Below are 22,767 nucleotides of genomic sequence, written 5' to 3' on the forward strand. Positions count from 1 at the left end.
TAGAGTTGCGTGGGGAGGGCATCCTATGCATGCAGCGATCTTGTCCGTGCTGCCGGCGGTCGTGCTTGCCGCCGGGCTTCTGGTTCCGACCGCTGGGGCGCAGGCACAATCCGCATGTCCGGTGGCATCCGGGCAGCTTATGCCTGGCCAGCTTTATCTGCGCTCGCCCGACGGACGACAGTGGATCGACGCCACCGGACCGGGAGTGAAGTCCGTGATGGCCACGTCAGACCGCGTCCGCGCCATCTATGCCCTGCCACCGGACCGCGGCGGCGTGGTCGCGATCAAGCTGCGCAACGAGGCGCCGCGCACCGAGCGGGACAACGCGGACGTGCAGGAAGTCCATATCGAGCGTCCGGCCCTCAATGAAAGCTGCTTTGCGGGCAGGCGGGGTCCCATGGATCGTCGGGTGGCGGCCCGGGAATACGACGATTACCACGCGGCGGGTCTCAAGGAATCCCAACTGCTGCATGCCTTCCATTTCCGCTACCGCTCCACGGAGCAGCCGGAGTGCCACCGGACCGACGACGCCAACGTCGGCGGGCGGAGACATTATTCGTTCACCCAGCCGAGCGAGTCCGGCGAGCCTACTCTTCGGGTCGCCGTGATTTCCGACGATGGCATTCCCCCGATCCTCGTCCCCATACGCGATGCGCTCGCCGCGATCTCCGGGCTGAAGCCGGCCCAGGCCAGCACCGGTGGCGGGCCTGGCATGCGCTATGTCTATCTGCGCACCATGCTGCGGCGCTACCAGCCGGTGCCGCAGGGCGCGGCGAACTGTGTCTCTTTCAGCTTCGACGCCGCTGCCAACGTGACTACCACCTATGTGACGGTCGCCGACCTTGACTCCGGCAAGCAGTCCGCCGTGCAGCAAACGACCTGGACCCTGCGCTGGGCACGCCCGGAGCGATAGGCATGGCCGGAAAGCTGGTCGATACCCTCAAGCGCAACATCCAGGTCTTTTTCGACGCCTTCTATTCCACCCGTGTTCCGCCGCTGGGCCAGGACGCTCCCGGCGAGAAAAAGGATGCGGTCGCGCTGTCGCAACTGCTTCTGGTGACGGTGCTGGTGCTCGTCTCCCGCAGCTTTCTGGCAGGCGGCGGCATCTCCCTGTCGGTGCCGGCGATGCTCGCAGGTGTCGCCCTGGCGGCCGTGATCCTCGTGTCCCTGCTCGCCTACATCTTCTACCCCAAGGCCGATCCGAAGACGCAGAGCCTGCGCGGGTCGGTTTTCGTGATGTGCTATCTGATCCTGACGATCATGCTGTTCATCCTCATCGACGGCGTCGGGCTGTTCGCGCTCGGCCAGGCGCCTTCGACGCTGCTGGCCGACGCGATGTTCGCGGTCGGTCTCGATCCCGTCCGCTTCGGAGATTTTCTCACGGCTTTGGTCTTCAGCCTGCTGGCCTGGATCCTCCTGACGGTGCGCACCGTATTGCAGTTTCCGCCGACCTCTTGGACAGACGCCTTCTGGACCCCGCAATTCCCCACCTTCGTGCTCATGAATGCCGGGCTGTTCTACGTGGTCATTCTCACCTGATCGGTGAAGGTCTGCGCCCACCTTGACGGCTCCCGTTACGGCGCGCGAGGGTGCCGCAGGTCCGGCAGCGGCCGGGTCTGGTAGCGGAGCGAGCATCATGGCGGCGGTGGAACGGGCGGCGGCGGACATTCCTTCCTTCCGAACCCACGCCTTCATCGACGGAGCCTTCCATCCGGCCGCCTCGGGCCGCACCTTCAGCGCCGTCAATCCGGCGACCGGCCACACCATCGCCGAGGTCGCGGCCTGCGATGGCGAGGATGTGGACCGTGCCGTGAAGGCGGCGCGCCGCGCCTTCGAGGATCGCCGCTGGGCCGGCCAGCGCCCGCTGGAGCGCAAGCGCGCTTTGCTGCGCTTCGCCGATCTCATCCGCGCCCACCGCGACGAACTCGCCCTCACCGAGACGCTGAACATGGGCAAGCCCATCTCGGATGCCCGCGCCATCGACGTGCGCGCGGCGGCCGACTGCTTCGCCTATTACGGGGAGTGCTGCGACAAGGTCTATGGCGAGGTGGCGCCCACCACGGACGACAACCTCGCCCTCGTGCTGCGCGAGCCCCTCGGCGTGGTCGGCTGCGTGACGCCGTGGAACTTCCCGATGATCATGGCCGCCTGGAAGGTGGCGCCGGCGCTGGCCATGGGCAATTCCGTGGTGCTGAAGCCGGCCGAGGAAAGCCCGCTCACCGCGCTGCGCCTCGCCGAGCTGGCGGCGGAGGCTGGCATCCCCGACGGCGTGTTCAACGTGGTGCCGGGGCTGGGTGTCGAGGCCGGCAAGGCGCTGGGGCTCCACATGGATGTGGACGCCATCGCCTTCACCGGCTCCACCGAGGTCGGCCGCTACTTCCTGCGCTATTCCGCCGAGAGCAACATCAAGCGCGTGGCGCTGGAGCTGGGCGGCAAGACCGCCTTCGTGGTGGCCCATGACGTGAAGGACCTCGGTGCCGTGGCCGAGGCGGTGGCCGGAGGCATTTTCTTCAATCAAGGCGAGATGTGCACGGCGGCTTCGCGCCTCCTCGTGGACAACCGCATCCGTGCCGAGCTGGTGGAGCGCGTCGCCGCCCTTGCCCCGCGTTGGATGCCGGGCGATCCGCTCGATCCCGATGCGCCCGCCGGGGCCGTGGTGAGCCGCGAGCATCAGGGGCGCATCCTCTCGGCGATCCAGGCCGGCGGCGAGAGCGGGGCGCGGCTGGTGACGGGCGGCATGGCGGTGCGCACAGAAACCGGCGGCGCCTTCGTGGCGCCCACCGTGTTCGACGACGTGGCCCCATCCTCCACGCTGGCGCAGAACGAGATCTTCGGGCCGGTGCTGTCGGTGATCGGCTTCGATGGGCTGGACGAGGCGGTGGAGATCGCCAACGGCACCGTCTACGGCCTCGGCGCCTCCGTCTGGAGCCAGGACCTTGCCGCCGCGCACAAGGTGGCGCGCCGCTTCAAGGCCGGCATCGTCTATGTGAACTGCTTCGACGCCGACGACATCACCACCCCCTTCGGCGGCGTGAAGCAATCCGGCTTCGGGCGCGACAAGTCCCTGCACGCGCTGGAGAAGTATTCCGACCTCAAGACGGTGTGGACGCGGCTTTAGGGCTTAGCGGCTGGCTCCCCGGACAAGCGACACCGCAGGTGGAGCGCCGATCCGGGGTCCAGCGCAACACTCCCGCGCAGCGGGCCATGCCTGAGAGCGGCAGGGTTCGGAAGCGCCTGCGGCAGACTATTGCGCTGGGCCCCGGCTCGCATTCCGCTGTCGCTGCATGCGGCCGGGGCGCCAAGCCTCACCGCCGCGCCAGCAGATGCACCTCTTCTGTCGCTTCCCACTGCCCCTTGAGGGCGTCCGGCCGGGTGACAGCGTCGATCTGCGTCACCACATAGGCCCCGCCATGCAGCGCATGGACCTCCGTGGAAGGCACTGAGAAGGGCGGGCCGCCGACGAGGGACTGGTCGTAGACGATCGTCACCACCAGTTGCGGCGCGGGGCCGGCGAGGGCGGTGACGTGGCTGGCATAGCGCGGGCGCATGTCGGGCGGCAAAGCGATCAGGGCGGCGCGGTCATAGACGGCATCCACCGGCCCGAGGGTACCGGTTTCGAGCGCGAAGATGTCGCCCTGGTAGATGTCGAGGCCCGGCGCGCGGAAGCGCAAGAGGTCGCCGGCTTCGGTGATCTCAGGCACCACCTCCAGCTCGGCGAACAGCTCCTCCACCGCGATGCGGCTCAGTTCCGCCCCGGCCACCGTGAAGCCCTGCGCGAGCAGATAGGCGATGTCCCGCGTCTTGCCGCACAGGGGCAAAAAGATGCGCGCGCCGGGCGCGAGGTCAAGGCGCGGCAGGTGCTTGACCAGATAGGCATTGGGCTTGCCCTCGTGGAAGCCGATCTGCTTCGTCTCCCAGCGTGCGCGCCAGAAATCCGGTTCCATACCCTCGCCTCCGCTGGCTCTGTGATGGGACGCAGCTTTAGCAGATCAGGCGCGCCGCGCGAGTGCGGGGGTGGCCCACGGTCCCGCTTTCGCGCTAGAACCGCAGAGGTTCAACACGGAGCATCGCCATCGTGACGTCCGCCCCCCTGTCCAACTCCACCGCCCACTGGCGCGCGCTGGATGCGGCGCACCACCTGCACCCCTTCTCCGACACCAAGGCGCTGAACGCCGAGGGGGTGCGGGTCATCACGCGGGCCGAGGGGGTCTATGTCTTCGACAGCGACGGCAACAGGATTCTCGACGGCATGTCGGGCCTCTGGTGCTCGCAGGTGGGGCACGGGCGGCATGCCATCGTGGATGCCATCGCCCAGCAGCTCCATCAGCTCGACTATTACAACACCTTCTTCAAGACCACCCATCCCGCCGCGGCGGAGCTGGCGGCGGCCATCTCCGAGGTCGCGCCGGCCCACATGAACCACGTGTTCTTCACCTCCGGCGGCTCGGAGGCGGTGGACACCGTGCTGCGCATGGTGCGGCACTATTGGGCGGCGCTCGGCAAGCCCGAGAAGCACATCTTCATCTCCCGCCGCAACGGCTATCACGGCTCCACCATGGGCGGCGCCTCGCTCGGCGGCATGAAGCCCATGCATGCGCAGGGCGGCCTGCCCATTCCCGGCATCATCCACGTGGCCCAGCCCTATTGGTGGGCCGAGGGTGGGGAGATGAGCCGCGAGGACTTCGGCCTCTTCGCCGCCCGGGAGGTGGCTCGCGCCATCGACGAGGCGGGGCCGGAGAATGTCGCGGCCTTCATCGGCGAGCCCATCCAGGGCGCCGGCGGCGTCATCATCCCGCCCGCCAATTACTGGCCCGAGGTGGAGAAGATCTGCCGAGAGCGCGACGTGCTGCTGATCTGCGACGAGGTGATCTGCGGCTTCGGGCGCACCGGCCGCTGGTTCGGCTCCGAATTCATGGGCGTGAAGCCCGATCTCATCACGTTTGCCAAGGGCGTGACCTCCGGATACTTCCCGCTGGGCGGGGTGATCGTCGGCGACCATTTCGCCGAAGGCTTCATCGAGCACGGCGGGGACTTCAACCACGGCTACACCTATTCCGGCCATCCCGGCGGCTGCGCCGCGGCGCTCGCTAACCTGAAGATCATGCACGAGGAAAAGCTGGTGGACCGGGTGCGGACCGATATCGGCCCCTACCTGCAGGAACGCTGGCTGAAGCTTGCCGAGCACCCGCTGGTGGGCGAGGCCCGCATGGTGGGCCTCATCGGCGCCATCGAGCTGACGCCGCAGAAGGCGACCCGCGCGGCCTTCGCGGCCGAGGAGGGGACGGTGGGCCTCATCTGCCGCGATTTCTCCTTCAAGGAGGGGCTGGTGATGCGCGCGGTGCGCGACGGCATGATCCTCGCCCCGCCCTTCACGCTGTCGCACGAGGAGGCGGACGAACTGGTCGCCACCGCCTGGCGGGTGCTGGACCTCACCCACGCGGAGCTCATCAAGCGCGGCCTGATGGTTCCGGTTCCGCGGGTGCCAGCGAAGGCCGCCTGAGCGCGCGAACGGCAAAGCCGAAGTCTAGGATGGCGCAGGCGGGGCAATGGCCAAGATTTTGCCCCGCGCTGTTCGAAGTCCTGTGACGGATTCCGAAGCTGTTGCGTGCTGTCGGGAACGTTTTTGCGTCGAGGACTGTTTCTGCTGCGATCTTAACGCAGCAGGAGAGGTAAGATGCGAAAGACGTTGCTGATGAGTACCGTGATCGCCGCCCTTGCGGCTCCCGTGATTGTTCCCGCCGCGGCGTTCGCGCAGGCCTCTACCGCCACCGGCGCGGTGGGCGGTGCGGCAGTCGGCGCCGTGGTCGGCGGCCCTGTGGGTGCGGTGGTTGGCGGCGTGGTCGGCGCCGGCGTCGGCGCGGCGGGCGAACCGCCCCAGGAAGTGCGCACCTACGTGATGAAGGAGCGCCGCCCCTCCGTCCGCATGGAGCAGGAAGTGGTGGTGGGCCGCCAGCTGCCGCCCAACGTGACGCTCTACGACATCCCGCAGAACAGCGAGTATGAATACACGGTCGTCAACGACCGCCGCGTCATCGTCGAGCCCAAGACCCGCAAGGTGGTCTACATCGTCGAGTGACGAAAGCTCTGGTACCGCGTCGAAGGCGCCGTCCGAAAGGACGGCGCCTTTGGCGTGTCAGGCAACCGGAGCGGACTCGGCGAAGGTCGGATGCGCGGCGCTGAAGGCCTCGAACCAGGCGACGAGCTTGGGGCGCTCGGCTCGCCAGTCCCCCCCGAAGCGGAAATCGAACCAGCCCAGCGCACAGGCCAGCGCGATGTCGCCGACGTTGGGGGTGCCGGAATAAGGCGTGACTTCCGCCTCCAGCGCATCGATCGCGCGGAGGCGCTTGCCGGCCTGATGTTCCAGCCAGCGCGGCTCATGCTTCTCCTGCGGCCGGAAGCGCGCCTCATAGAGAATGAGGATGCCCGCATCCATCATCCCGTCCACGAGGGCCTCCCGGCGCAGGACCTTGATGCGCGCGGCCGGCTCGGTGGGCAGGATGCGACCGTCGCCCGCCAGATGGTCCAGATAGGCGAGGATCACCGACGAATCGAACAGGACCTCTCCATCCCCGGTCAGCAGGGCGGGAATCTTCCCGAGCGGGTTCTGCTGGCGCAGCGTGTCGTTGGGGTCGAGCGTGTCGGCGGCCTCCAGCTCGAGCGGAATGCCGAGAATGCCGGCGGCGACGCGCACCTTGCGCACGAAGGGAGAGGTCGGGGAGTGGCGGAGCAGCATGGGAGGGGGCATCCGGATGAGAATGCCCTTCCCTAGATCGTTTGAGCCCGTTGTGAAAAGAGCAAATCGCGCGGGCTCAGGGCGCGGGGGTGACGGTGACCACCGTTGTGTTGGTGTGCTTCCTCTTTTGGCCGCCCGCGCTTCCTTGCACGGTCAACTCTGCGCGCAAGCGACGAACCATGCCGTCTTCTACGTCAATCTTCTGGTTCAGACGAACGTCCAAATTCATCTGGCGGAACGCCTCTTCGACCATTCGCTCGTTGATGGCGGGAGCGGACGGTTGGTCGGCCGCAACCCGCCGTAAGATCGACAGCATCATTTCGCGAAAGGAGGCCGGGTCGGGCGCGACAGTGGCTAGAATGGTGAAGTGTTCCGGCCTCGCATCGAAGGTGAGTCGCTGGACCCTCTCGCTTCGCAGGGTGCCGCCGAAAGGACTGGGTAGAACGCTGTCGGTTCGCTGTTCGACGCCGGGTGTCAGGCCGGTGTTCTGCCACTCGGCGAGCATTGGAAGTGGATCAAGCCAGATAGTGGCCACATGCCCGTCCTTGGGTTGCAGCAGGGAGGACATCGCTTGCCGCAGAATGGCGGCGGTCTGCGGTTTATCGGCGAAGGGAACCGCGATGCGCTCGACGACGGCGCTGGCGAGCGGGCGCACCTCGGCTTCATTCACCACGCGCAGCGGCTTTCCGGCAGGGTCGGTGATGCCCTCCACTGTAATGTCGCGGAACACGGCGAAGGCGGCTGCGGTAAGTTTCTCGGTTTCAATATTGCCGTCCGAATTGACCTCGCGCAGCACTCGCGTCACGCGATATCCCGCGCCCTCGCGCGCCGTGTAGGCAACTTCATAGCGCATGGTCGTCCGCGATTGGCGCGGAGTGGAGCCGCTTGCGTCGGAGTCGATGGTCTCGGTAACGATTTGCCACCGGCTGCCGATCGCCGGTGCGAACGGCTGGGCCCATTGCGTAGCGGCGGGAGTCGTCTGGGGTGCGGGCTTCTCCGCCCCCTGCGAAGCTGGCTCGGCGATGGCGGGGCCGGCGAGAAGCAATGCTGCGACGAGGCCAAAGGTCCTCACGCGCATGGGCCTCCCCTGCAGCCGCCGCCGTCCCTCTGCCCCGAGCGCTCCGTGCCGCGCGACTATCCCCGTCATGCCCTGACCCCCGAGCCGGGCTCAACCCCCGGCGGTAAGCCAGGATACACGCACGCGGCCGGCCCCGTCCCGCGCCAGCAGGGGCGCGAGGGCGTTGAGCACCGTTTTCATCTCATCCGCCAGCGTGAAGGGCGGATTGACGATGATGAGGCCGGAGCCGGAAAGCGTGTCGAGCGCACGCACCTGCGCGAAATCCAGCTCTACCCGGAGGGTCTTCGGCAGCCTCAGGTGGGCCACGTCGCGGCGGAAAGCGTCCACCGCGCGCAGGTCCTTGATGGGATACCAGAGCATGAAGATGCCAGTGGCGAACCGCCTGTGCGCCGCTTCCAGCCCCGCCACCATGCGCTGGAACTCGCCGGGCTCCTCGAACGGCGGGTCCACCAGCACCACGCCGCGCCGCTCGCGCGGGGGGAGGTGGGCGGCGAGCGCCTGCCAGCCGTCCTGGGCGAGGATCTTCACCCGGCCCTCGGCGCGCGGGTCCTCGCCCACGCGCTTCTCCAGCTTCACCCGCTCTTCCTTGTTCAGCTCGCAGAACAGGAACTTGTCCTGCGGCCGCGACAAAGCGAGGGCGAGGGCCGGCGAGCCGGGATAGAGCTTGCGGCCGCCTTCCCGCAGAGCGCGCACGCAATCGAGATAGGGCGCGAGCAGCGCCGCGGCGGGGGCGGGAAGGGTGCCGGCGTCCTGCGCGGCCAATACCGCCTCGATGCCCGCATCCGCCTCGCCGGTCTTGCGGGCGTTGATGCCGTCGAGGTCGTAGAGCCCGGTGCCGGCATGGGTGTCGAGCACGCGATAGGGCGCATCCTTCTTGCCGAGATAGGCGAGCACGCGCGCCAGCGCGGCGTGCTTCATGACATCGGCGGGATTTCCGGCGTGGAAGGCGTGGCGATAGTTCATCTCGGCTCGGCGGTGCGCGGAAGGGAATGTGGATGGCGCGGGCAGCTGTGACGTAACGGTATTGTGGCCCTCGTGACGCCGTGCGACCGTCCCGGCGTGACGCATGGACGCCGGCGCGTCAAGCGGCAGGGCTCTGCGCGCGGCCCCGCGTCCGCAGGAGGGAAACATGAAGCCTCTCGTTTTCGCGCTGTCCCTTTTCGCCACGCTCGCCGTCGCCGTGCCGGCCTCGGCCCAGCAGATCCCCTCCCTCGTCGGCACCTGGAAGGGGCCGAGCGACGGGGTGGGCATGGAAATGGGCTATGTCACCGCCGAATACGGCCTGGTGGTCGAGGAGCAGCGCGGCCGCTCCTTCAAGGGCAAGGTGATCTATCCGGTGCCCGGCGGTACCAAGTCCGAGCCCATCCATGGCACCATCACGCCGGACCTGAAGACCGTCTATGTGGTGGGCGACGACGGCTTCCACATCGGCACGCTGCAGCCCGACGGTGCGTTCGACCTCTGCTATCTGGAGGTGGACGATGACGACGCGCTGGCCTTGTGCGCGCGCCTCACCAAGCAGCCGTAAAGCAGGTTCGCCAACCGGCCGGCGGGTGCCTCAGCGCCCGCCGCGCACCGGCGGCATCACCATGCGCGAAAGGCGGCAGGCGCGGCGGTCCACCTCTGGGCAGGGCTGGAAGGCGAGGTCGCGGCTGAGGCACACACGCACTTCCCGGAGCCGGCGCCGGTCGCAGTCCACCGAGATCATGCCGGCGTCGAGGCCGGGATTGGCGGCGCGGAAGGCGTCCTCCACCTCCTGCGGCGACACCATCCGGTAGTCATCGAGGCGGGTGAAGTCCGTGGGGATGACGACCTTCGCCTTCGCCGCGCGCACCTGATCGAAATAGGCTTGCGGCGTCAGGCCCGAGCAGGTGCCGTGCTTCTTCCACTCATAGATGACGAGGCGCCGGCTCGGCATCACGTCCAGCATGGAATTGACCAGCGGACCCGGCACATAGGGCGGCGGGTTCTGGCAATATTGCGGGAAGCCGCGCGCATATTGCGGCCACAGGCCGTGCACCACGAAGGCATAGGGGCGGGTAAGCGAGCATTGCGGCTCGCTGTCCGCGCGCTTGCCCTGGTCCTCGCAATAGGTGGGCGACCAGGACAGGGAGAGGACGTAGAAATCGAACGCGCCGGGCTGGCCCTCGGCCCGCGCCGGCTCGATCGCGGCAAGCGCCAGAAGCAGTGCGAGGCCAGCGGCAAGCCGGCCTGCAAGAGCTGCGAGGGCTCGCGTCACGGACCCGCCATCTTGCAGGACGGGGCGTAGGCGTAGTTGCGGTCGAGACCGACCACGCACCATTCCACGCCCCAGCTGGCGCCGATGAAGCCGCCGTCCTCGATGATGGAATAGTAGATGGCGCGCTTCTTGAGATCGTTGGTGAAGACGGTGCCGCGGCAATAGCGGCGCGGCTGGTATTCCGGTCCCCACGGGCGATAGGCGATCTCGTGCACCTTCTCGAAATCGGTGATCGAGAGCGTGGAGGCCCAGAAGCGTCGCTCGGTCTCGGCGAAGCGGGTGGCGATGAGGTCGAGCGCTTCCTGGCTGTCGCAGGCCGGGATGACGCCGGAATAGTTGGGGCCGGAAAGCCAGAAATTCAGCTCGGCCAGATTCGCCGCCTTGGCCGGGGCGACGGAGGCCGGCGCAAACGCCAGCGCAGCCACGGCCGCCGCGGCGGCGATCCGGCCGATCGAGGCGCCCACGGCTGCGCGCACGCGCTTCATCTTGCCGCCAGCCTGTTCGCCAACGGCCTTCGCGCCCAGCGCCCGCTCACCCATGGTCGTCTCCACTTCGGCCTTCCGCCCCTCCGGGCGTACCTCGGCGGGACGATGCGACCGGCTTTTGCCGCGGTCAAGGACGCGGCGGCAACACCTTAAGAGAAAATGAACGATCGGTTCGGTGGAGGGTGTCGTGCTCTCGCCGGAAAAGATGGGCAAGCTCACGCAATCCGACTCGCGCGGGAGGAGCCCCATGCCGCAAACGACGCCCCATCTCGTGGCCGCCGGCCGGAGCAACCCTGAGCCCTCCCGCCTGCCGCGCTTCGCCACCGGGCGGGAGGCGGCGCTGGAGATGCGGCCCGACCAGCCGGTCTATTGCTTCCGGCCGGACGTGCTGGCGGAGGACGCCGCGGCCTTCGTCAAGGCCTTCCCCGGCAAGACGGCCTATGCGGTGAAGACCAATGGCGAGCCCATGGTGCTCGACGTCCTGGCGCGCTCGGGCATCAATGCCTTCGATGTGGCCTCCCCGGCCGAGTTCGCGGCCGCCCGTGCAGCGGCACCCGGGGCGGAGCTGTTCTACATGCACCCGGTGAAGGCGCAGTCGGATATCCGGCTCGCGCTGGAGCACTACCGCATCCGCGCCACCGCCCTCGACCATGAGGACGAGGTGGCGAAGATATTGCGCATCGTCCGGGCGCTCGATCTCGACCCGGAAGACCTCACCCTGTTCGTGCGCATCGCCTCCAAGGGGGAGGCGGCTTATGAGCTGTCGCGCAAGTTCGGCGCGGCGCCGGGCCATGCGGCGGAACTGCTCCAGCGCATCCATGGCCTCGGCATCCGCTGCGGGCTCTGCTTTCACGTGGGCAGCCAGGTGGAGGACGTGGACACCTACGCCCGCGCCGTCGCCACCGCGGCCGAGGTGCGCGACGCGGCGAAGGTGCCCATCTCGGTGCTGGACGTGGGCGGCGGCTTTCCAGCCACCTATGCGGTGGACCCGCGCCGGCCGGTGCCGCCCATGCCGCCGCTCAATGAGATCGTCGGCGGGCTGATGGGGGCGGTGGAGCGGCATGGCTTTGCCGGCGTCCCGCTGGTGGCGGAGCCGGGGCGGGTCATCGTCGCCCGCGCCTTTTCGGTCATCGTGCGGGTGCTGCTGAAGAAGGGCCAGCGGCTCTATATCAATGACGGCGTGTGGTCGTCCTTGTCGGATTCGTGGACCGGCAAGATCCTGCTGCCGGTGCGTCATATCCCCGATCCCGCCCGCCGCCGCCGGCCGGGGCGGCCGGACGTGATGGCGCCGTTCCGCATCTATGGCGCCACCTGCGACAGCGTGGATGTGCTTTCACGCCCCTTCTATCTGCCGGAGAGCGTGGACACGGGCGACTGGATCGAGATCGGCCACATTGGCGCCTATTCCCTCTCCCTGCGCACCCGCTTCAACGGCTTTTATCCCGACACCTTCGTGGAGGTGACGACGCCGTTCGACGCCGGCGAGGCGCCGGACGGCTTCGCAGAGCCGGAACGGCGGGGCGGGGTGGAGAGGTAGGCCCCCCGCGCTAGAACCAGATCTTCTGGGTCTCGCGGCCCTTGTAGAGGTCGGCGACGTATTCGCCGTAGCCGTTGAAGAGCACCGTGGGGATGCGCTGGCCGGTGGCGATGTCCTCTTCGGTGGCCTGGCTCCAGCGGGGATGCGGCACCTTGGGGTTCACGTTCGCCCAGAAGCCGTATTCGGAGCCCTGCAGCTGCTCCCAGAAGCTCACCGGCTGCTTGTCGGTGAAGGTGAAGCGGACGATGCCCTTGATGGACTTGAAGCCGTATTTCCACGGCAGCACCAGCCGGAGCGGCGCGCCGAACTGGTTGGGTGCGGGCTTGCCGTAGACGCCGGTGACGAGGAAGGCGAGTTCGTTGGTCGCCTCTTCCAGCGTCAGGCCCTCCACATAGGGCCACGTGTAGCGGAAGTCCCGCTGGTTGGGCGCCACCTTCGGATCGAGGAAGGTCTCCATCTTGATGTATTTCGCGCCCGAGGTGGGGGCGGCCAGCGCCACGAGGTCCTTCATGGGAAAGCCGGTCCACGGCACCGCCATGGACCACGCCTCGACGCAGCGGTGGCGATAGAGGCGCTCCTCGAACTTCACCTTCTTGAAGAGGTCGTCGATGCCCATCTCCTGGGGCTTGTCCACGAGACCGTCGATCTTCACGAGCCACGGCCGGCGCTGGAAGCGCGTCATGGAGGGGCCGACGACCTTGCCGTAGCTGAACTCGTAATAATTGTTCACGAGGCTGGAGCGCGCCTCCGGCGTCACCGGCCGCTCGAGCGTGTAGCGCGGATTCTGCGGCGCGGGATAAAGGCTGGCCGAGGGATCGGGCACGTCGCTGACGCGCTGGGCCGCGGCGGGGCTCGCGAGGGTCCCGGCACCCAGGCCAGCGAGAAGCATCGCGCCCGCGCCCATGGCCTGCCGGCGGTTGAGATAGACGTCCTCGGGCGTCGCCGCCGATTCGGGAAGTTCCCAGCCGCGCCTTGATCTGATGAGCATTCAGTGTCCTCCGTCGCGGCGCCAAGATCGTGGGGGGCCGACGAAGGGGCAAGTCACAGCGACGTGTCTCACACGGGCGTGTAGGCGTTCACTGAGGGGCGGCGGCGGAGGGTTCGAGCGTCAGCGTGGCGCCGGCGATGGAGAGGCTGAGGCCGCTGTCGGAGGAGACGCTGAGCGGCTGAAGCGTCACCTGCTTGGTGGCGTCATCGGAGGCGAGCATGTTGGCGGAAAAGCCCGGGCCGAGAGAGAAGCCCGTGGAGAGGCCGACATAGCGCCCCGCCAGCGCGCCGGGCGCCACGGCCGGGGAGGTGGCGATCACCGCCCACAGCATGCTGGCCTGGTCGGACACGCCGAAGTCGAGCCCGACCCGTTCCATGGTGCCGCTGTAATAGTGATTGACCCCCATGGAGGGCCGGTATTCGCACTTCACGGGTCGGGTGGAGCCGAAGCCGTAGCCGGTGGCGAAGGCGCTGCGGCATTCCAGCAGCCCGGCCGCCATCTGGGGCATGGCCGGGCCGGCGCCGAAGGCCGGGGGCAACGCCAGCGTCGCGGCGAGGCCGGCGCCGGCGAGCGCGACCGCCACGGAACGAGACAGGAAACTGGACATGCCGAACCCCTCCGCACAGGGATGGCGCCATGGCCGGAACACGCCCGTCCCGGCTGAGGCAAAGCTCACTCTGCCACGAAGGCTGCGGCCCTTTTGTGGTGGGCCGCGAAAAGCGTTCAGTTCGGCAGCAGAACCAGGGTGAGGTCGGCGATGCCGGCCGCCACGTCCGCGCCCACCATGCCTTCCACCGAGACGGTCTGCAGGGCGATCTGGTTGCTGGAGCCGCCGAGCAGCACGTTGGCGCCAGCGCCGATGGTCCAGGCAGCATCGGCCGAGACGCCGATATAGCTGCCGGCGATGTCGCTCGGGCTGGGCCGGGCGGTGGGGGCGAACACCGCCCAGGCCAGCGTGTCGGTCGCGAGCACGCCGAGGTCGATGCCGAAGCGGGAGATGGTGCCCTTGTAGCGCGACAGCACCACGTAGGGCTGCGCCGCGTTGTCCCGGAATTCGCAGGCCGCCTCGCGCATGGAGCCGAGCACGAAGCCGATGGACGGCGCCACCTTGCACACCAGCATGCCCGACTGCACCAGCGGACCCGTAGGCGGCGGCGGCAACTGAACCGGCGGGAGGGGCTGGGCGGCGGCCGGCGTCGCGGCGGCGAGGACGGTCGTGGCGGCAAGAAGGGCGGCGGCGATGGTGGCGCGCATGGAAGATCCCCCGGATGGCGACGAGAGAGACCTACGTGGCGGCGGAGTCTCGCGCAATCCCGCCGTTCCGATGGCGTGGCGCGTGCGGACTCATCGTGCGGGGCCGGGAGAATCAGGGGCTTGAAAATGCTCGCGCCCCCGGTTGGGCCGGGGGCGCGGGGCAAGGTTGCGAATGGGGGCAGATTCCGCTGCGGCAGGCGGCCCGAGGGCTCGGCCTGCCGCAGGGCGGGCCGAATCAGCGCAGGGTGAGGTCCGACACGCCGAGGGCGAGGTTGAGACCGGTCTGGCCTTCGAGCGACAGCGGCTGCAGCGCGAAGGTGTTCTGCGAACCGCCCACCAGCACGTTGGCGCCGAGGCCCACGCCGATGGAGGCCGAGCCGGTGGCGCCCACATAGGTGCCGCGCAGCGCGCCGGCGGGAACCTTGGCGGACGGAGCGAACACGCCCCACACCAGCGTGCCGCGGCCGTTCACGCCGACGTCGAGGCCGAAGCGGCGCACAGTGCCCTGATAGGTGGCGCGCTTGACGCCGTGCACGGCGGGACGGAACGCGCAGCTCATCTCGCGCACCGAGCCGATCACGAACGCAACGTTGGGCGCCATGTTGCAGGTCAGCGTGCCCACCTGGACGCGGGACTGGGCCGAAGCGGGAAGCGCGCCGGCGACGAGCACGGCGGCAGCAGCGAGGCCGGCCTTGAGAACAGTCTTCATGATGTCGTTCCTCCTGTGGGAAGCGGGCGGGTCGAATCCGGCGCCCGACGACCGCGCAGCCTTAGCCCAGACTTCACCGCTGCGCCAACGCTCCAGTTGGCGCGAGGTTCCGTTTTCCCGCTGCTGTTGCAATTCGCACCCTGCCGAAAGGTCACTTTCGCGGGAGGTGGGGCGGGCCGGTGTGCCGGCGGGTCGAACGCGAGCGGCGGGTGCCGCTCGCGATGCGTGGGTCAGACCAGGGAGCCGCAGAAGCGCTGGATGCGCCGGCAGGCTTCCTCGAGGTCCGAGGTGGCGGTGGCGTAGGAGATGCGGAAGGCCGGGCCGAGGCCGAAGGCCGAGCCATGCACCACCGCGACGCCCTCGGCATTGAGCAGCTCCGTGGCGAACACCTCGTCGTCGGTGATCTTCACGCCCGAGGGGGTCGTCTTGTCGATGGTGCCGGCGCAGGACGGGAAGACGTAGAAGGCGCCTTCCGGCTTCGGGCAGGTGAGGCCCTTGGTCTGGTTCAGCATGGACACCACGAGATCGCGGCGCTCCTTGAACACCTTGTTGTTGGCGGCGATGAAGTCCTGCGGCCCGTCCAGCGCCTCGAGCGCCGCCCACTGGGCGATGGAGGAGGGGTTGGAGGTGGACTGGGACTGCAGCGTCCCCATCGCCTTGATGAGCGCCTCCGGCCCGGCGGCGTAGCCGATGCGCCAGCCGGTCATGCAATAGGCCTTGGACACGCCGTTCATGGTCAGCGTGCGGTCGTAGAGCGCGGGCTCCACCTGCGCCGGGGTGACGAACTTGAAGTCGTCATAGACGAGGTGCTCGTACATGTCGTCGGTAAGGATCCACACGTGGGGATGCTTCACCAGCACGTCGGTCAGCGCCTTCAGCTCGTCGAAGCTGTAGGCCGCGCCCGAGGGGTTGGACGGCGAGTTGAAGATCAGCCACTTGGTCTTGGGCGTGATGGCGGCTTCCAGCACCTCGGGACGCAGCTTGAAATTGTCTTCCAGCGTCGTCATCGCCGGCACCGGGGTGCCGCCGCAGAAGTTCACGATGTCCGGGTAGCTCACCCAATAGGGGGCCGGGATGATGACCTCGTCGCCGGCATCCACGGTGGCGAGAAGGGCGTTGAACAGCACCTGCTTGCCGCCGGTGCCAACCGACACCTGCGAGGGCTTGTAGTCGAGCCCGTTCTCGCGCTTGAACTTGCGGCAGATGGCGGCCTTCAGCTCGGGAATGCCGTCCACGGCCGTGTACTTGGTCTCGCCGCGACGGATGGCCGCGATGGCGGCTTCCTTGATGTTTTCGGGCGTGTCGAAGTCCGGCTCGCCGGCCGAGAGCGCGATGATGTCCCGCCCCGCCGCCTTCAGCTCCCGCGCCTTGTTCGAGATGGCGATGGTGGGGGAGGGATTGATGCGCTTGAGGGCGGACGAGAGGAGGCTCATGGCCTTTGGGCTCCGGGACGCGCGATCGTGGGCGGAGCGGATGCCGCGGCACGGGCGCAACGATGACAGGTCGAGGGCCGGCCGGATGCCGGCGCGCGGACACTAGTTCAGAGCCTTGCCGCGAACAAGCAAGGATCGTGAATGTCGCGCCACGCCGGATTGATGGATCGCCATGCGGTGCAGGCCACTGCCATCGGGGCTTGCGGCCGCCGGGGCCTGCCGCCACATGCTGGAGCGTCGGGGGTGGGAGGACGGTTGAGGTGCTGACGCTCTATTCCACGCAGTCGTCGGGTAATTCCTACAAGGTCCGCCTGATGCTGGCGAAGCTGGGCCGGCCGTTCCGTCTCATGGAGGTGGACATCTTCGCCGGCGAGCACCGCACGCCGGAATTCCTCGCCATGAATCTGGAGGGGCGGGTGCCGCTCCTCGATGTGGACGGGCGCTTCCTCGCCGAGTCCAACGCCATCCTCTTCTATCTCGCCGAGGGCACGCCGCTTCTGCCGGCCGATGCCTTCGCCCGCGCCGAGGTGTTGCGCTGGATGTTCTTCGAGCAGAACAGCCACGAGCCCGGCATCGCCACCGCCCGCTTCTGGCTGCGGCAGGTGCGCGGCGGGCGCGAACTGCGCGCCCATGATGTGGACCGCTGGATGGAGGAGGGCTACGCGGCGCTCAAGGTGATGGAGCGGCACCTCTCGACGCGCCGCTATTTCGTCGGCGATGCGTTAACCATTGCCGACATCGCTTTGTTCGCCCACACCCACGTGGCGGAGGAGGGCGACTTTTCGCTTTCTGCCTTTCCCGCCGTGCGCGACTGGCTTGCCCGCGTCGCGGCGGAGCCGGGGCATGTGGACATGGGCTGGCGGCCCGAGACCGAGGTGGCCGTTCGGCCCTCGCCTGAGCGACGCGATGGCGCGGCAGAACAGCGGGGATGGCTCGCGCGTCCGTGAGCGTCCGACATCATCTTGCCATCATCCGTGAAGGCTAAGCCGCGGTGGCGCCACGATTCTTTTCCACCTTGCCTTGCGTCGGCGGAACTGATTCGCCCTGAGACACGTTGCTTGAGAGCGCGCGGACCCAAGGGGATGAGGAGGCTGCCCCAATGAGCGAGACCATCATGTCCGGACGTTGTGACGTCGGCGGTCCCATGGAAGCAGGGCACTTCTCCCTGACCCGCCGCGCCGTGCGCCAGTCGCCGGCGGATCCCGAGCTTCTGGCCCGTGCCGTGCGCGCCCACAAGGAAGGCGACGCGCTGGCGCAAGCTGTTTTGACCTTCGCCCTCATGGTCGCCATCGGCGCCGTGGCGCTGGTGCTGGGCGGCCGTGCGGCGATGGCAGGGGATCTTATCGTCGGCAGCGTGAGCGATTCTTCTGGTTTCCTCCTGTCCCTCGGCGCGGTCGGCGGTGCAGTTCTCCTGTCGGCTGTCGCGGCCCGGCGCCTTGCGACCTCTCGTATCGCGACCTCCCGCAGCGAAGCCCGGACGCGTGCGCCGCGTTGATCCGGCGTCTCGACACACGCCGTCCCCGCTGAACGCCGTGTTGCCGGAGGCGCAGCTTGCCGCCGGGCCGCGCGCCAAACGACGGCGCGGCATGGGTGGAGCGGCCCTCGGCTCCATCCTTCTCCTCATCCTGCTTGCAGCGGCGACCTACGCCTTCGCCCAACCTGTGGAGGCTCGGCTCGGCGGTGAACAGGTCCGCGTGGTGCCGTTCGCCAGCGGCCTGCAGACCCCCTGGAGCATCGCCTTCCTGCCCGATGGCCATCTCCTCGTCACCGAGCGCGACGGACGGCTGCGCCCCATCGATGCGACAGGCAAGGTGGGTGCGCCCATCTCCGGCGTGCCGCAGGTGGCCGCGCGCGGGCAGGGCGGCCTGCTGGACGTGGTGCTGGACCCCAAATTCGCGCAGAACCGGCTGATCTATCTCAGTTACGCCGAGCCGAGGCCGGAAGGCGCAGCCACCGCGGTTGCGCGCGGCAAGCTCTCCGACGATCTCACCCGCCTCACCGATGTGGACGTGATCTTCCGCCAGCAGCCGGCGGTGTCCGGCGGCAACCATTTCGGCTCCCGCCTGGTGTTCGCGCCGGATGGCATGCTGTTCGTCACCCTCGGCGAGCGCTTCAACTATATGGACAAGGCGCAGGACCTCTCCACGACCTTGGGCAAGGTCGTTCGCATCGCGCCGGATGGGTCCATTCCCTCCGACAATCCGTTCGTGGACAAGGACGGCGCGCGCCCGGAAATCTGGAGCTACGGCCATCGCAATGTGCAGGCCGGCGTCATCGAGCCCGCGACCGGCCGGCTGTGGACCGTGGAGCACGGCCCGCGCGGCGGCGACGAGGTAAACAAGCCGGAGGCGGGCAAGAATTACGGCTGGCCGGTGATCGGCTATGGCCGGCACTATTCCGGCGCCCAGATCGGCGTCGGCACGGCCAAGGAGGGCATGGAACAGCCCCTGTTCTACTGGGACCCCTCCATCGCCCCCTCGGGAGCGGCCTTCTACAGCGGCGATGCGCTGCCGGGCTGGCGTGGCCAGCTCTTCGTCGGCGCGCTGGCGGGTCAGGCGCTGGTGATGGTGAAGGTGCGCGACGGTGCCGTCCTCGGCGAGGAGCGGCTGCCCCTCGGCAAGCGCATCCGCGACGTGCGCATGGGGCCGGATGGCGCGCTCTGGCTCGCGGCCGAGAGCACGGGCGAGATCCTGCGCGTGGTGCCGGCGGGCCGCTGACCGGATTCCCTCCCACCCCTAAAGCGACCTAAGATCGGCCGGCCGCAGCCGCACCGCACCCGACCCGGAGTTCCCATGGCCTCGACCCTGCTCGCCCGCAACGCCCTCGTGCTCGTGACCATGGACGGCGAACGGCGGGAGATCGCGGGCGGCGGGCTCTATGTGGAGGATGGCCGCATCGTCGCCGTGGGCCGGCCGCAGGATTTGCCGGCGAGCGCCGACGAGATGATCGACCTGTCCGGCCATGTGGTGATGCCCGGCATGGTCAACACCCACCACCACATGGTGCAGAGCCTGACCCGCGCGGTGCCCCGGGCGCAGGATGGCGAACTCTTTACCTGGCTGAAATCGCTCTATCCGCTGTGGGCGGGCCTCACCGGCGAGATGGTGGAGGCGGCGACGGAAACCGCCATGGCGGAGCTGATCCTCTCCGGCTGCACCACCTCGTCCGACCATCTCTACATCTATCCCAACGGCGCGCGACTTGATGATTCCATTCGCGCGGCGCGGCGGATCGGCATGCGCTTCCATGCGGCGCGGGGCGCCATGACCATCGGCGAGAGCAAGGGCGGCCTGCCGCCTGACCGGGTGGTGGAGGACGAGGGCTTCGTGATGAAGGACGCGGAGCGGCTGATCGGCGCCTATCATGACCCCGACCGCTACTCCATGCTGCGCATCGTGCTCGCGCCCTGCTCGCCCTTCACGGTGAGCCGCGACTTCATGCTGGAGACGCTGAAGCTCGGCCGCGACAACAATCTGACCCTCCACACCCACCTCGCCGAGAACGACTCGGACGTCGCCTTCTCGGAACAGACCTTCGGCATGGGCCCCACCGAATATGTGCGCTCGCTGGGCTGGGTGGGGCCGGATGTCTGGCACGCCCACTGCGTGAAGCTGGACGACGACGGCATCGCCCTGTTCGCGAAGACCGGGACGGGCATCGCCCATTGTCCCTGCTCCAACATGCGCCTCGCCTCGGGCATTGCGCCGGTGAAGCGCTTCCTCGCGGAGGGCATCCGCGTGGGACTCGGGGTGGACGGCTCGGCCTCCAACGACAGCGGCCACATGCTGGGCGAGGCCCGGCAGGCGATGCTGCTGCAGCGCGTCGCCTCCGGTCCCGACGCCATGAGCGCGCGCACGGCGCTGGAGATGGCGACGCTGGGCGGCGCGCGGGTGCTGTGCCGCGACGACATCGGCGCGCTGGCGCCGGGGATGGCGGCGGACTTCATCGCCTTCGACATGGCGCGCCTCGCCTATGCCGGGGCGCTGCACGATCCGGTGGCGGCGCTGATCTTCTGCCAGCCGCAGGATGTGTCGCTCAGCGTCATCAACGGGCGGGTGGTGGTGCGCGACGGGCGGCTCCTCACCGTGGACCTTGCCGCCGTGGTTGCGCGGCACAACGCCATGGCCGCCGAACTGGCGCGTCTCGCCTCAGCTTGATAAGACGACCCGCGGCGGCTGGCGGCCCGCCGCCCCGGTGCCGGAAACGGCGCCGCCCTGTGCAGACGACCGTCCGGAGTTGACGATGGGCAAACGCATCGTCGCGGTGCGCTACAGTCCCGACTGGCTCGCCCTGACCGACGACGACACCCGCCGCTTCCTGCGCCGCCACCATATCGACGAGAATCTGCTCGTGGATTTCATGGCGCTGTGGGACAGCAACCTGAAGGTGGATTACCGCAGCTTCCGCGACGAGATCGCCAAGCTCTCCCGCGCGAGCTTCGCCGCCGTGCGGGGCGCCGAGGTGATCCCCCACGAGGTGCTGCGCGAGACCAAGCGCGCCCCCGACGATCTCATCGCCTTCGTGGACGACGACGACTGGCTCTCCCCCGGCCTGTTCGAGGAACTGGAGAAGGCCTGCCCGCGCCCGCTGAACGGCATCTGGTGGGGCTCGATCCTGGTTGGTCCGCAGCTGACCACCTATGAGGAATCGCAGACCGTGCCGCTGATCGAGCTGCGGCCGCTGAAGCGGGTGATCTACACCAACAACTACGCCGTCACCGGCCGTGCGCTGAACCACCACGGCTATCCGCGCCTGTTCGAGCACTATCACGCCGACCGGCGCTTCGGAAAATTCTGGTGGCCGCCCAAGAAGGTGCCGCTCTATCTCTCGGCCGCCTCCAAGCACCCGTGCTCCACCGTCTCGGTGCAGTTCTTCATGGCCCAGCCGCAGTTCCGCGCCGACCCGCGCCGCCATGTGGAGCGCTTCGCGGATCAACTGGCCGAAGCGGTGATCCCCGCCGAATACGGCTGGCTGAAAGAACCGGTGGATGCCGTCGAGGCACTGGTGCGCCGCGCGCTGGGCTGAGGTTCTGGCGACGCTCGGGCGCCGGGCGGGGGCTGTGTCCGCCCGCCCCGGCGCCACGCTGTCAGAACTTGTGGAAGATGAAGAAGGCGCCAGCCGAGATGAAGGCGAAGCCGAGCAGGTGGTTCCAGCCCAGCGGCTCCTTAAGGTAAAGCACCGAAAAGCCGGCGAAGACGACGAGGGTGATGACCTCCTGCATCGTCTTGAGCTGTGCCGTGGAATACACCTCCGAGCCGAAGCGGTTGGCCGGCACGGCGAGGCAATATTCAAAAAAGGCGATGCCCCAGCTCGCGACGATGGCGAGAACGAGCGGCGCCGACTTGTGCTTGAGGTGTCCGTACCAGGCGAACGTCATGAAGACGTTCGAGGCCACGAGCATGACGATGGGGAGAATTTGGGGAGGCAGGAGGTTCGTCAGGGGGGGCATAAGGCTGTGTTCCGGCGGATCTGAACCGATCCGCCGTCTAGCACGGAATGCGCGGCGGCGGGCCGTGCCTACTTTGGCTTTTCAGCCGCCTTCGCCTGCGGCGTGACTGACGCCGCGTTGGCTGCCTGCGCGTCAGGCTTGTTGGAGGTCACGGCGAGGCTGGTCACGCCGGACATGAAAGAACATGCCTGATGGTAGGATTGCGCATCACGCAGCGCCAGGGCGACCGAATAGTCCGTCAGCGTCGCGTTCTTGCGATTGGCGATGATCTGGTCGCGAATGCGGGTGCGATTGGCCTGGATCTGGTTGGCGATCAGCGACACCAATTGGTTCTGCATCAACGTGCTGTCGCTAAGCGTATCGGTGCCCTGGGCCAGGGCGGAGACGAGATTGAGCGCCTGCGCCGCCTGTCCGCCAGCAAATGCGCCAACGGTGGAGGCGACCATCGCGATTTCGCCGAGGAAGAGCTTACGGTGCGACACCCGGACATAGAGATCGTCGATAAAGGCTTCGCACAGCACGTCCGACCGCTGCATCAGCGCATCTTGGACGAAATCGCGGTTCGCTGTGCTGCGCTGGGCGAAATCAAGGATATCCCAGTCGATCAGCGGGACATAGCGACCGGAAAATGCCGATGGCTGTGGCGCGACAGTTTCACCGGCGGCCGAAGCGGCTGGTAGCGCAGTGACGGTGCGTCCATTCTGCTGGTCCACGTAGGACAGTCGCAGGTTGTAGTCCACGAGGGTGGTGGGGCGCATGGGTGCCCGCATCCCGGCTGGCAGTGATTCGCATCCAGTCAGGGCGAAGCCCGTGACGAACATCAAAATTGTGGTGCCCCGGCGCCCGAATTCCATCTGCATGA

The 22,767-nt window shown here is 68.1% G+C and carries 25 protein-coding genes; 12 read left to right on the forward strand and 13 right to left on the reverse strand.

From position 1 onward, the window contains the following. Window positions 1–25: 25 nt before the first annotated feature. The 3 genes from ACT535_RS24085 (at window position 26) to ACT535_RS24095 (ending at window position 3,118) form a co-directional block, all read left to right on the forward strand. Window positions 26–913, forward strand: a complete 888-nt coding sequence (locus ACT535_RS24085) for a hypothetical protein (protein ID WP_476366303.1) — start codon at window positions 26–28, stop codon at window positions 911–913. Window positions 914–915: 2 nt separating this feature from the next. Beyond that, window positions 916–1,539 carry a hypothetical protein gene (locus tag ACT535_RS24090; protein WP_476366304.1) on the forward strand — a complete coding sequence of 208 codons (624 nt, stop codon included), beginning with the start codon at window positions 916–918 and terminating at the stop codon, window positions 1,537–1,539. Between the two features lie 97 nt (window positions 1,540–1,636). After that, a complete protein-coding gene (locus ACT535_RS24095) occupies window positions 1,637–3,118 on the forward strand; it encodes an aldehyde dehydrogenase (RefSeq protein WP_476366305.1) in 1,482 nt (493 codons plus the stop codon). Window positions 3,119–3,305: 187 nt separating this feature from the next. Here ACT535_RS24095 and tmpT read toward each other — a convergent pair whose 3' ends face one another. After that, on the reverse strand, window positions 3,306–3,944 hold the full coding sequence (gene tmpT / locus ACT535_RS24100; RefSeq protein WP_476366306.1) for a thiopurine S-methyltransferase: 639 nt from the start codon (window positions 3,942–3,944) through the stop codon (window positions 3,306–3,308). Window positions 3,945–4,075: 131 nt separating this feature from the next. Between tmpT and ACT535_RS24105 the strand changes: the two genes are divergently transcribed. Together ACT535_RS24105 and ACT535_RS24110 are read left to right on the forward strand one after the other, a co-directional pair. Next, window positions 4,076–5,500 (forward strand): aspartate aminotransferase family protein, encoded by a 1,425-nt coding sequence (locus tag ACT535_RS24105; protein ID WP_168462445.1) that lies wholly within the window; start codon window positions 4,076–4,078, stop codon window positions 5,498–5,500. Window positions 5,501–5,674: 174 nt separating this feature from the next. Next, window positions 5,675–6,076, forward strand: a complete 402-nt coding sequence (locus tag ACT535_RS24110) for a DUF1236 domain-containing protein (RefSeq protein WP_476329063.1) — start codon at window positions 5,675–5,677, stop codon at window positions 6,074–6,076. A gap of 57 nt (window positions 6,077–6,133) precedes the next feature. Here the strand turns inward: ACT535_RS24110 and ACT535_RS24115 are convergent, their stop codons facing one another. The 3 genes from ACT535_RS24115 to ACT535_RS24125 form a co-directional block, all read right to left on the reverse strand. Beyond that, window positions 6,134–6,733 (reverse strand): glutathione S-transferase N-terminal domain-containing protein, encoded by a 600-nt coding sequence (locus tag ACT535_RS24115; RefSeq protein ID WP_476366307.1) that lies wholly within the window; start codon window positions 6,731–6,733, stop codon window positions 6,134–6,136. A gap of 76 nt (window positions 6,734–6,809) precedes the next feature. Beyond that, window positions 6,810–7,811, reverse strand: a complete 1,002-nt coding sequence (locus ACT535_RS24120) for a hypothetical protein (RefSeq protein WP_476366308.1) — start codon at window positions 7,809–7,811, stop codon at window positions 6,810–6,812. Window positions 7,812–7,901: 90 nt separating this feature from the next. Then, the gene (locus ACT535_RS24125; protein ID WP_476366309.1) at window positions 7,902–8,774 is read right to left on the reverse strand and encodes a 23S rRNA (adenine(2030)-N(6))-methyltransferase RlmJ; all 873 of its coding nucleotides are present in this window, start codon (window positions 8,772–8,774) and stop codon (window positions 7,902–7,904) included. Between the two features lie 166 nt (window positions 8,775–8,940). On the opposite strand from ACT535_RS24125, the gene ACT535_RS24130 reads away from it, so the two are divergent. Then, on the forward strand, window positions 8,941–9,339 hold the full coding sequence (locus tag ACT535_RS24130; protein WP_476366310.1) for a hypothetical protein: 399 nt from the start codon (window positions 8,941–8,943) through the stop codon (window positions 9,337–9,339). 30 nt (window positions 9,340–9,369) lie between these two features. Here the strand turns inward: ACT535_RS24130 and ACT535_RS24135 are convergent, their stop codons facing one another. Both ACT535_RS24135 and ACT535_RS24140 read right to left on the reverse strand, forming a co-directional pair. Continuing rightward, window positions 9,370–10,050 (reverse strand): ribonuclease T2 family protein, encoded by a 681-nt coding sequence (locus ACT535_RS24135; protein ID WP_476366311.1) that lies wholly within the window; start codon window positions 10,048–10,050, stop codon window positions 9,370–9,372. After that, window positions 10,047–10,535 carry a hypothetical protein gene (locus tag ACT535_RS24140; protein ID WP_168462538.1) on the reverse strand — a complete coding sequence of 163 codons (489 nt, stop codon included), beginning with the start codon at window positions 10,533–10,535 and terminating at the stop codon, window positions 10,047–10,049. The genes ACT535_RS24135 and ACT535_RS24140 overlap by 4 nt, the downstream gene beginning before the upstream one ends. 307 nt (window positions 10,536–10,842) lie before the next feature. Here ACT535_RS24140 and ACT535_RS24145 point away from each other — a divergent pair, with 307 nt between their 5' ends. Beyond that, window positions 10,843–12,072: a type III PLP-dependent enzyme domain-containing protein gene (locus ACT535_RS24145; protein WP_476366381.1), complete on the forward strand. Its 1,230-nt coding sequence runs from the start codon at window positions 10,843–10,845 to the stop codon at window positions 12,070–12,072. A 10-nt stretch (window positions 12,073–12,082) separates the two neighbouring features. Here ACT535_RS24145 and msrP read toward each other — a convergent pair whose 3' ends face one another. The 5 genes from msrP to ACT535_RS24170 form a co-directional block, all read right to left on the reverse strand. Continuing rightward, window positions 12,083–13,060, reverse strand: a complete 978-nt coding sequence (gene msrP, locus ACT535_RS24150) for a protein-methionine-sulfoxide reductase catalytic subunit MsrP (RefSeq protein WP_476366312.1) — start codon at window positions 13,058–13,060, stop codon at window positions 12,083–12,085. A gap of 88 nt (window positions 13,061–13,148) precedes the next feature. Continuing rightward, a complete protein-coding gene (locus ACT535_RS24155; protein WP_476329049.1) occupies window positions 13,149–13,667 on the reverse strand; it encodes a DUF992 domain-containing protein in 519 nt (172 codons plus the stop codon). Between the two features lie 116 nt (window positions 13,668–13,783). Then, on the reverse strand, window positions 13,784–14,314 hold the full coding sequence (locus tag ACT535_RS24160; protein ID WP_476366313.1) for a DUF992 domain-containing protein: 531 nt from the start codon (window positions 14,312–14,314) through the stop codon (window positions 13,784–13,786). A gap of 235 nt (window positions 14,315–14,549) precedes the next feature. Next, the gene (locus tag ACT535_RS24165; protein WP_168462454.1) at window positions 14,550–15,023 is read right to left on the reverse strand and encodes a DUF992 domain-containing protein; all 474 of its coding nucleotides are present in this window, start codon (window positions 15,021–15,023) and stop codon (window positions 14,550–14,552) included. Between the two features lie 230 nt (window positions 15,024–15,253). After that, window positions 15,254–16,456 carry a pyridoxal phosphate-dependent aminotransferase gene (locus tag ACT535_RS24170; RefSeq protein ID WP_476366314.1) on the reverse strand — a complete coding sequence of 401 codons (1,203 nt, stop codon included), beginning with the start codon at window positions 16,454–16,456 and terminating at the stop codon, window positions 15,254–15,256. A gap of 260 nt (window positions 16,457–16,716) precedes the next feature. Between ACT535_RS24170 and ACT535_RS24175 the strand changes: the two genes are divergently transcribed. From ACT535_RS24175 to ACT535_RS24195, 5 genes are all read left to right on the forward strand, one after another. Then, window positions 16,717–17,403, forward strand: a complete 687-nt coding sequence (locus tag ACT535_RS24175; RefSeq protein WP_476366315.1) for a glutathione S-transferase family protein — start codon at window positions 16,717–16,719, stop codon at window positions 17,401–17,403. A 152-nt stretch (window positions 17,404–17,555) separates the two neighbouring features. Further along, entirely contained in the window at window positions 17,556–17,951 is a 396-nt protein-coding gene (locus ACT535_RS24180) for a hypothetical protein (protein ID WP_168462457.1), read from the forward strand. A 91-nt stretch (window positions 17,952–18,042) separates the two neighbouring features. After that, window positions 18,043–19,173, forward strand: a complete 1,131-nt coding sequence (locus ACT535_RS24185) for a PQQ-dependent sugar dehydrogenase (RefSeq protein WP_476366316.1) — start codon at window positions 18,043–18,045, stop codon at window positions 19,171–19,173. Window positions 19,174–19,248: 75 nt separating this feature from the next. Then, window positions 19,249–20,613, forward strand: coding sequence for an 8-oxoguanine deaminase (locus ACT535_RS24190; RefSeq protein ID WP_476366317.1), 1,365 nt, complete (start codon window positions 19,249–19,251; stop codon window positions 20,611–20,613). Between the two features lie 85 nt (window positions 20,614–20,698). Further along, on the forward strand, window positions 20,699–21,481 hold the full coding sequence (locus ACT535_RS24195) for a hypothetical protein (protein ID WP_476366318.1): 783 nt from the start codon (window positions 20,699–20,701) through the stop codon (window positions 21,479–21,481). 61 nt (window positions 21,482–21,542) lie between these two features. Here ACT535_RS24195 and ACT535_RS24200 read toward each other — a convergent pair whose 3' ends face one another. Next, window positions 21,543–21,905, reverse strand: coding sequence for a DMT family protein (locus ACT535_RS24200; protein WP_210254740.1), 363 nt, complete (start codon window positions 21,903–21,905; stop codon window positions 21,543–21,545). A 68-nt stretch (window positions 21,906–21,973) separates the two neighbouring features. Beyond that, window positions 21,974–22,765, reverse strand: coding sequence for a hypothetical protein (locus tag ACT535_RS24205; protein WP_168462461.1), 792 nt, complete (start codon window positions 22,763–22,765; stop codon window positions 21,974–21,976). Window positions 22,766–22,767: the final 2 nt, after the last annotated feature.

It is taken from the genome of Xanthobacter sp. DMC12 (assembly GCF_056314105.1).

What these genes read in the sequence shown, in the direction of transcription:
- ACT535_RS24085 (WP_476366303.1), top strand. Translation starts at nt 26, where the DNA reads ATGCATGCAGCGATCTTGTCCGTGCTGCCGGCGGTCGTGCTTGCCGCC.
- ACT535_RS24090 (WP_476366304.1), top strand. Translation starts at nt 916, where the DNA reads ATGGCCGGAAAGCTGGTCGATACCCTCAAGCGCAACATCCAGGTCTTT.
- ACT535_RS24095 (WP_476366305.1), top strand. Translation starts at nt 1,637, where the DNA reads ATGGCGGCGGTGGAACGGGCGGCGGCGGACATTCCTTCCTTCCGAACC.
- tmpT (WP_476366306.1), bottom strand. Translation starts at nt 3,944, where the DNA reads ATGGAACCGGATTTCTGGCGCGCACGCTGGGAGACGAAGCAGATCGGC.
- ACT535_RS24110 (WP_476329063.1), top strand. Translation starts at nt 5,675, where the DNA reads ATGCGAAAGACGTTGCTGATGAGTACCGTGATCGCCGCCCTTGCGGCT.
- ACT535_RS24115 (WP_476366307.1), bottom strand. Translation starts at nt 6,733, where the DNA reads ATGCTGCTCCGCCACTCCCCGACCTCTCCCTTCGTGCGCAAGGTGCGC.
- ACT535_RS24120 (WP_476366308.1), bottom strand. Translation starts at nt 7,811, where the DNA reads ATGCGCGTGAGGACCTTTGGCCTCGTCGCAGCATTGCTTCTCGCCGGC.
- ACT535_RS24125 (WP_476366309.1), bottom strand. Translation starts at nt 8,774, where the DNA reads ATGAACTATCGCCACGCCTTCCACGCCGGAAATCCCGCCGATGTCATG.
- ACT535_RS24130 (WP_476366310.1), top strand. Translation starts at nt 8,941, where the DNA reads ATGAAGCCTCTCGTTTTCGCGCTGTCCCTTTTCGCCACGCTCGCCGTC.
- ACT535_RS24140 (WP_168462538.1), bottom strand. Translation starts at nt 10,535, where the DNA reads ATGAAGCGCGTGCGCGCAGCCGTGGGCGCCTCGATCGGCCGGATCGCC.
- msrP (WP_476366312.1), bottom strand. Translation starts at nt 13,060, where the DNA reads ATGCTCATCAGATCAAGGCGCGGCTGGGAACTTCCCGAATCGGCGGCG.
- ACT535_RS24155 (WP_476329049.1), bottom strand. Translation starts at nt 13,667, where the DNA reads ATGTCCAGTTTCCTGTCTCGTTCCGTGGCGGTCGCGCTCGCCGGCGCC.
- ACT535_RS24160 (WP_476366313.1), bottom strand. Translation starts at nt 14,314, where the DNA reads ATGCGCGCCACCATCGCCGCCGCCCTTCTTGCCGCCACGACCGTCCTC.
- ACT535_RS24165 (WP_168462454.1), bottom strand. Translation starts at nt 15,023, where the DNA reads ATGAAGACTGTTCTCAAGGCCGGCCTCGCTGCTGCCGCCGTGCTCGTC.
- ACT535_RS24170 (WP_476366314.1), bottom strand. Translation starts at nt 16,456, where the DNA reads ATGAGCCTCCTCTCGTCCGCCCTCAAGCGCATCAATCCCTCCCCCACC.
- ACT535_RS24180 (WP_168462457.1), top strand. Translation starts at nt 17,556, where the DNA reads ATGAGCGAGACCATCATGTCCGGACGTTGTGACGTCGGCGGTCCCATG.
- ACT535_RS24185 (WP_476366316.1), top strand. Translation starts at nt 18,043, where the DNA reads ATGGGTGGAGCGGCCCTCGGCTCCATCCTTCTCCTCATCCTGCTTGCA.
- ACT535_RS24190 (WP_476366317.1), top strand. Translation starts at nt 19,249, where the DNA reads ATGGCCTCGACCCTGCTCGCCCGCAACGCCCTCGTGCTCGTGACCATG.
- ACT535_RS24195 (WP_476366318.1), top strand. Translation starts at nt 20,699, where the DNA reads ATGGGCAAACGCATCGTCGCGGTGCGCTACAGTCCCGACTGGCTCGCC.
- ACT535_RS24200 (WP_210254740.1), bottom strand. Translation starts at nt 21,905, where the DNA reads ATGCCCCCCCTGACGAACCTCCTGCCTCCCCAAATTCTCCCCATCGTC.
- ACT535_RS24205 (WP_168462461.1), bottom strand. Translation starts at nt 22,765, where the DNA reads ATGCAGATGGAATTCGGGCGCCGGGGCACCACAATTTTGATGTTCGTC.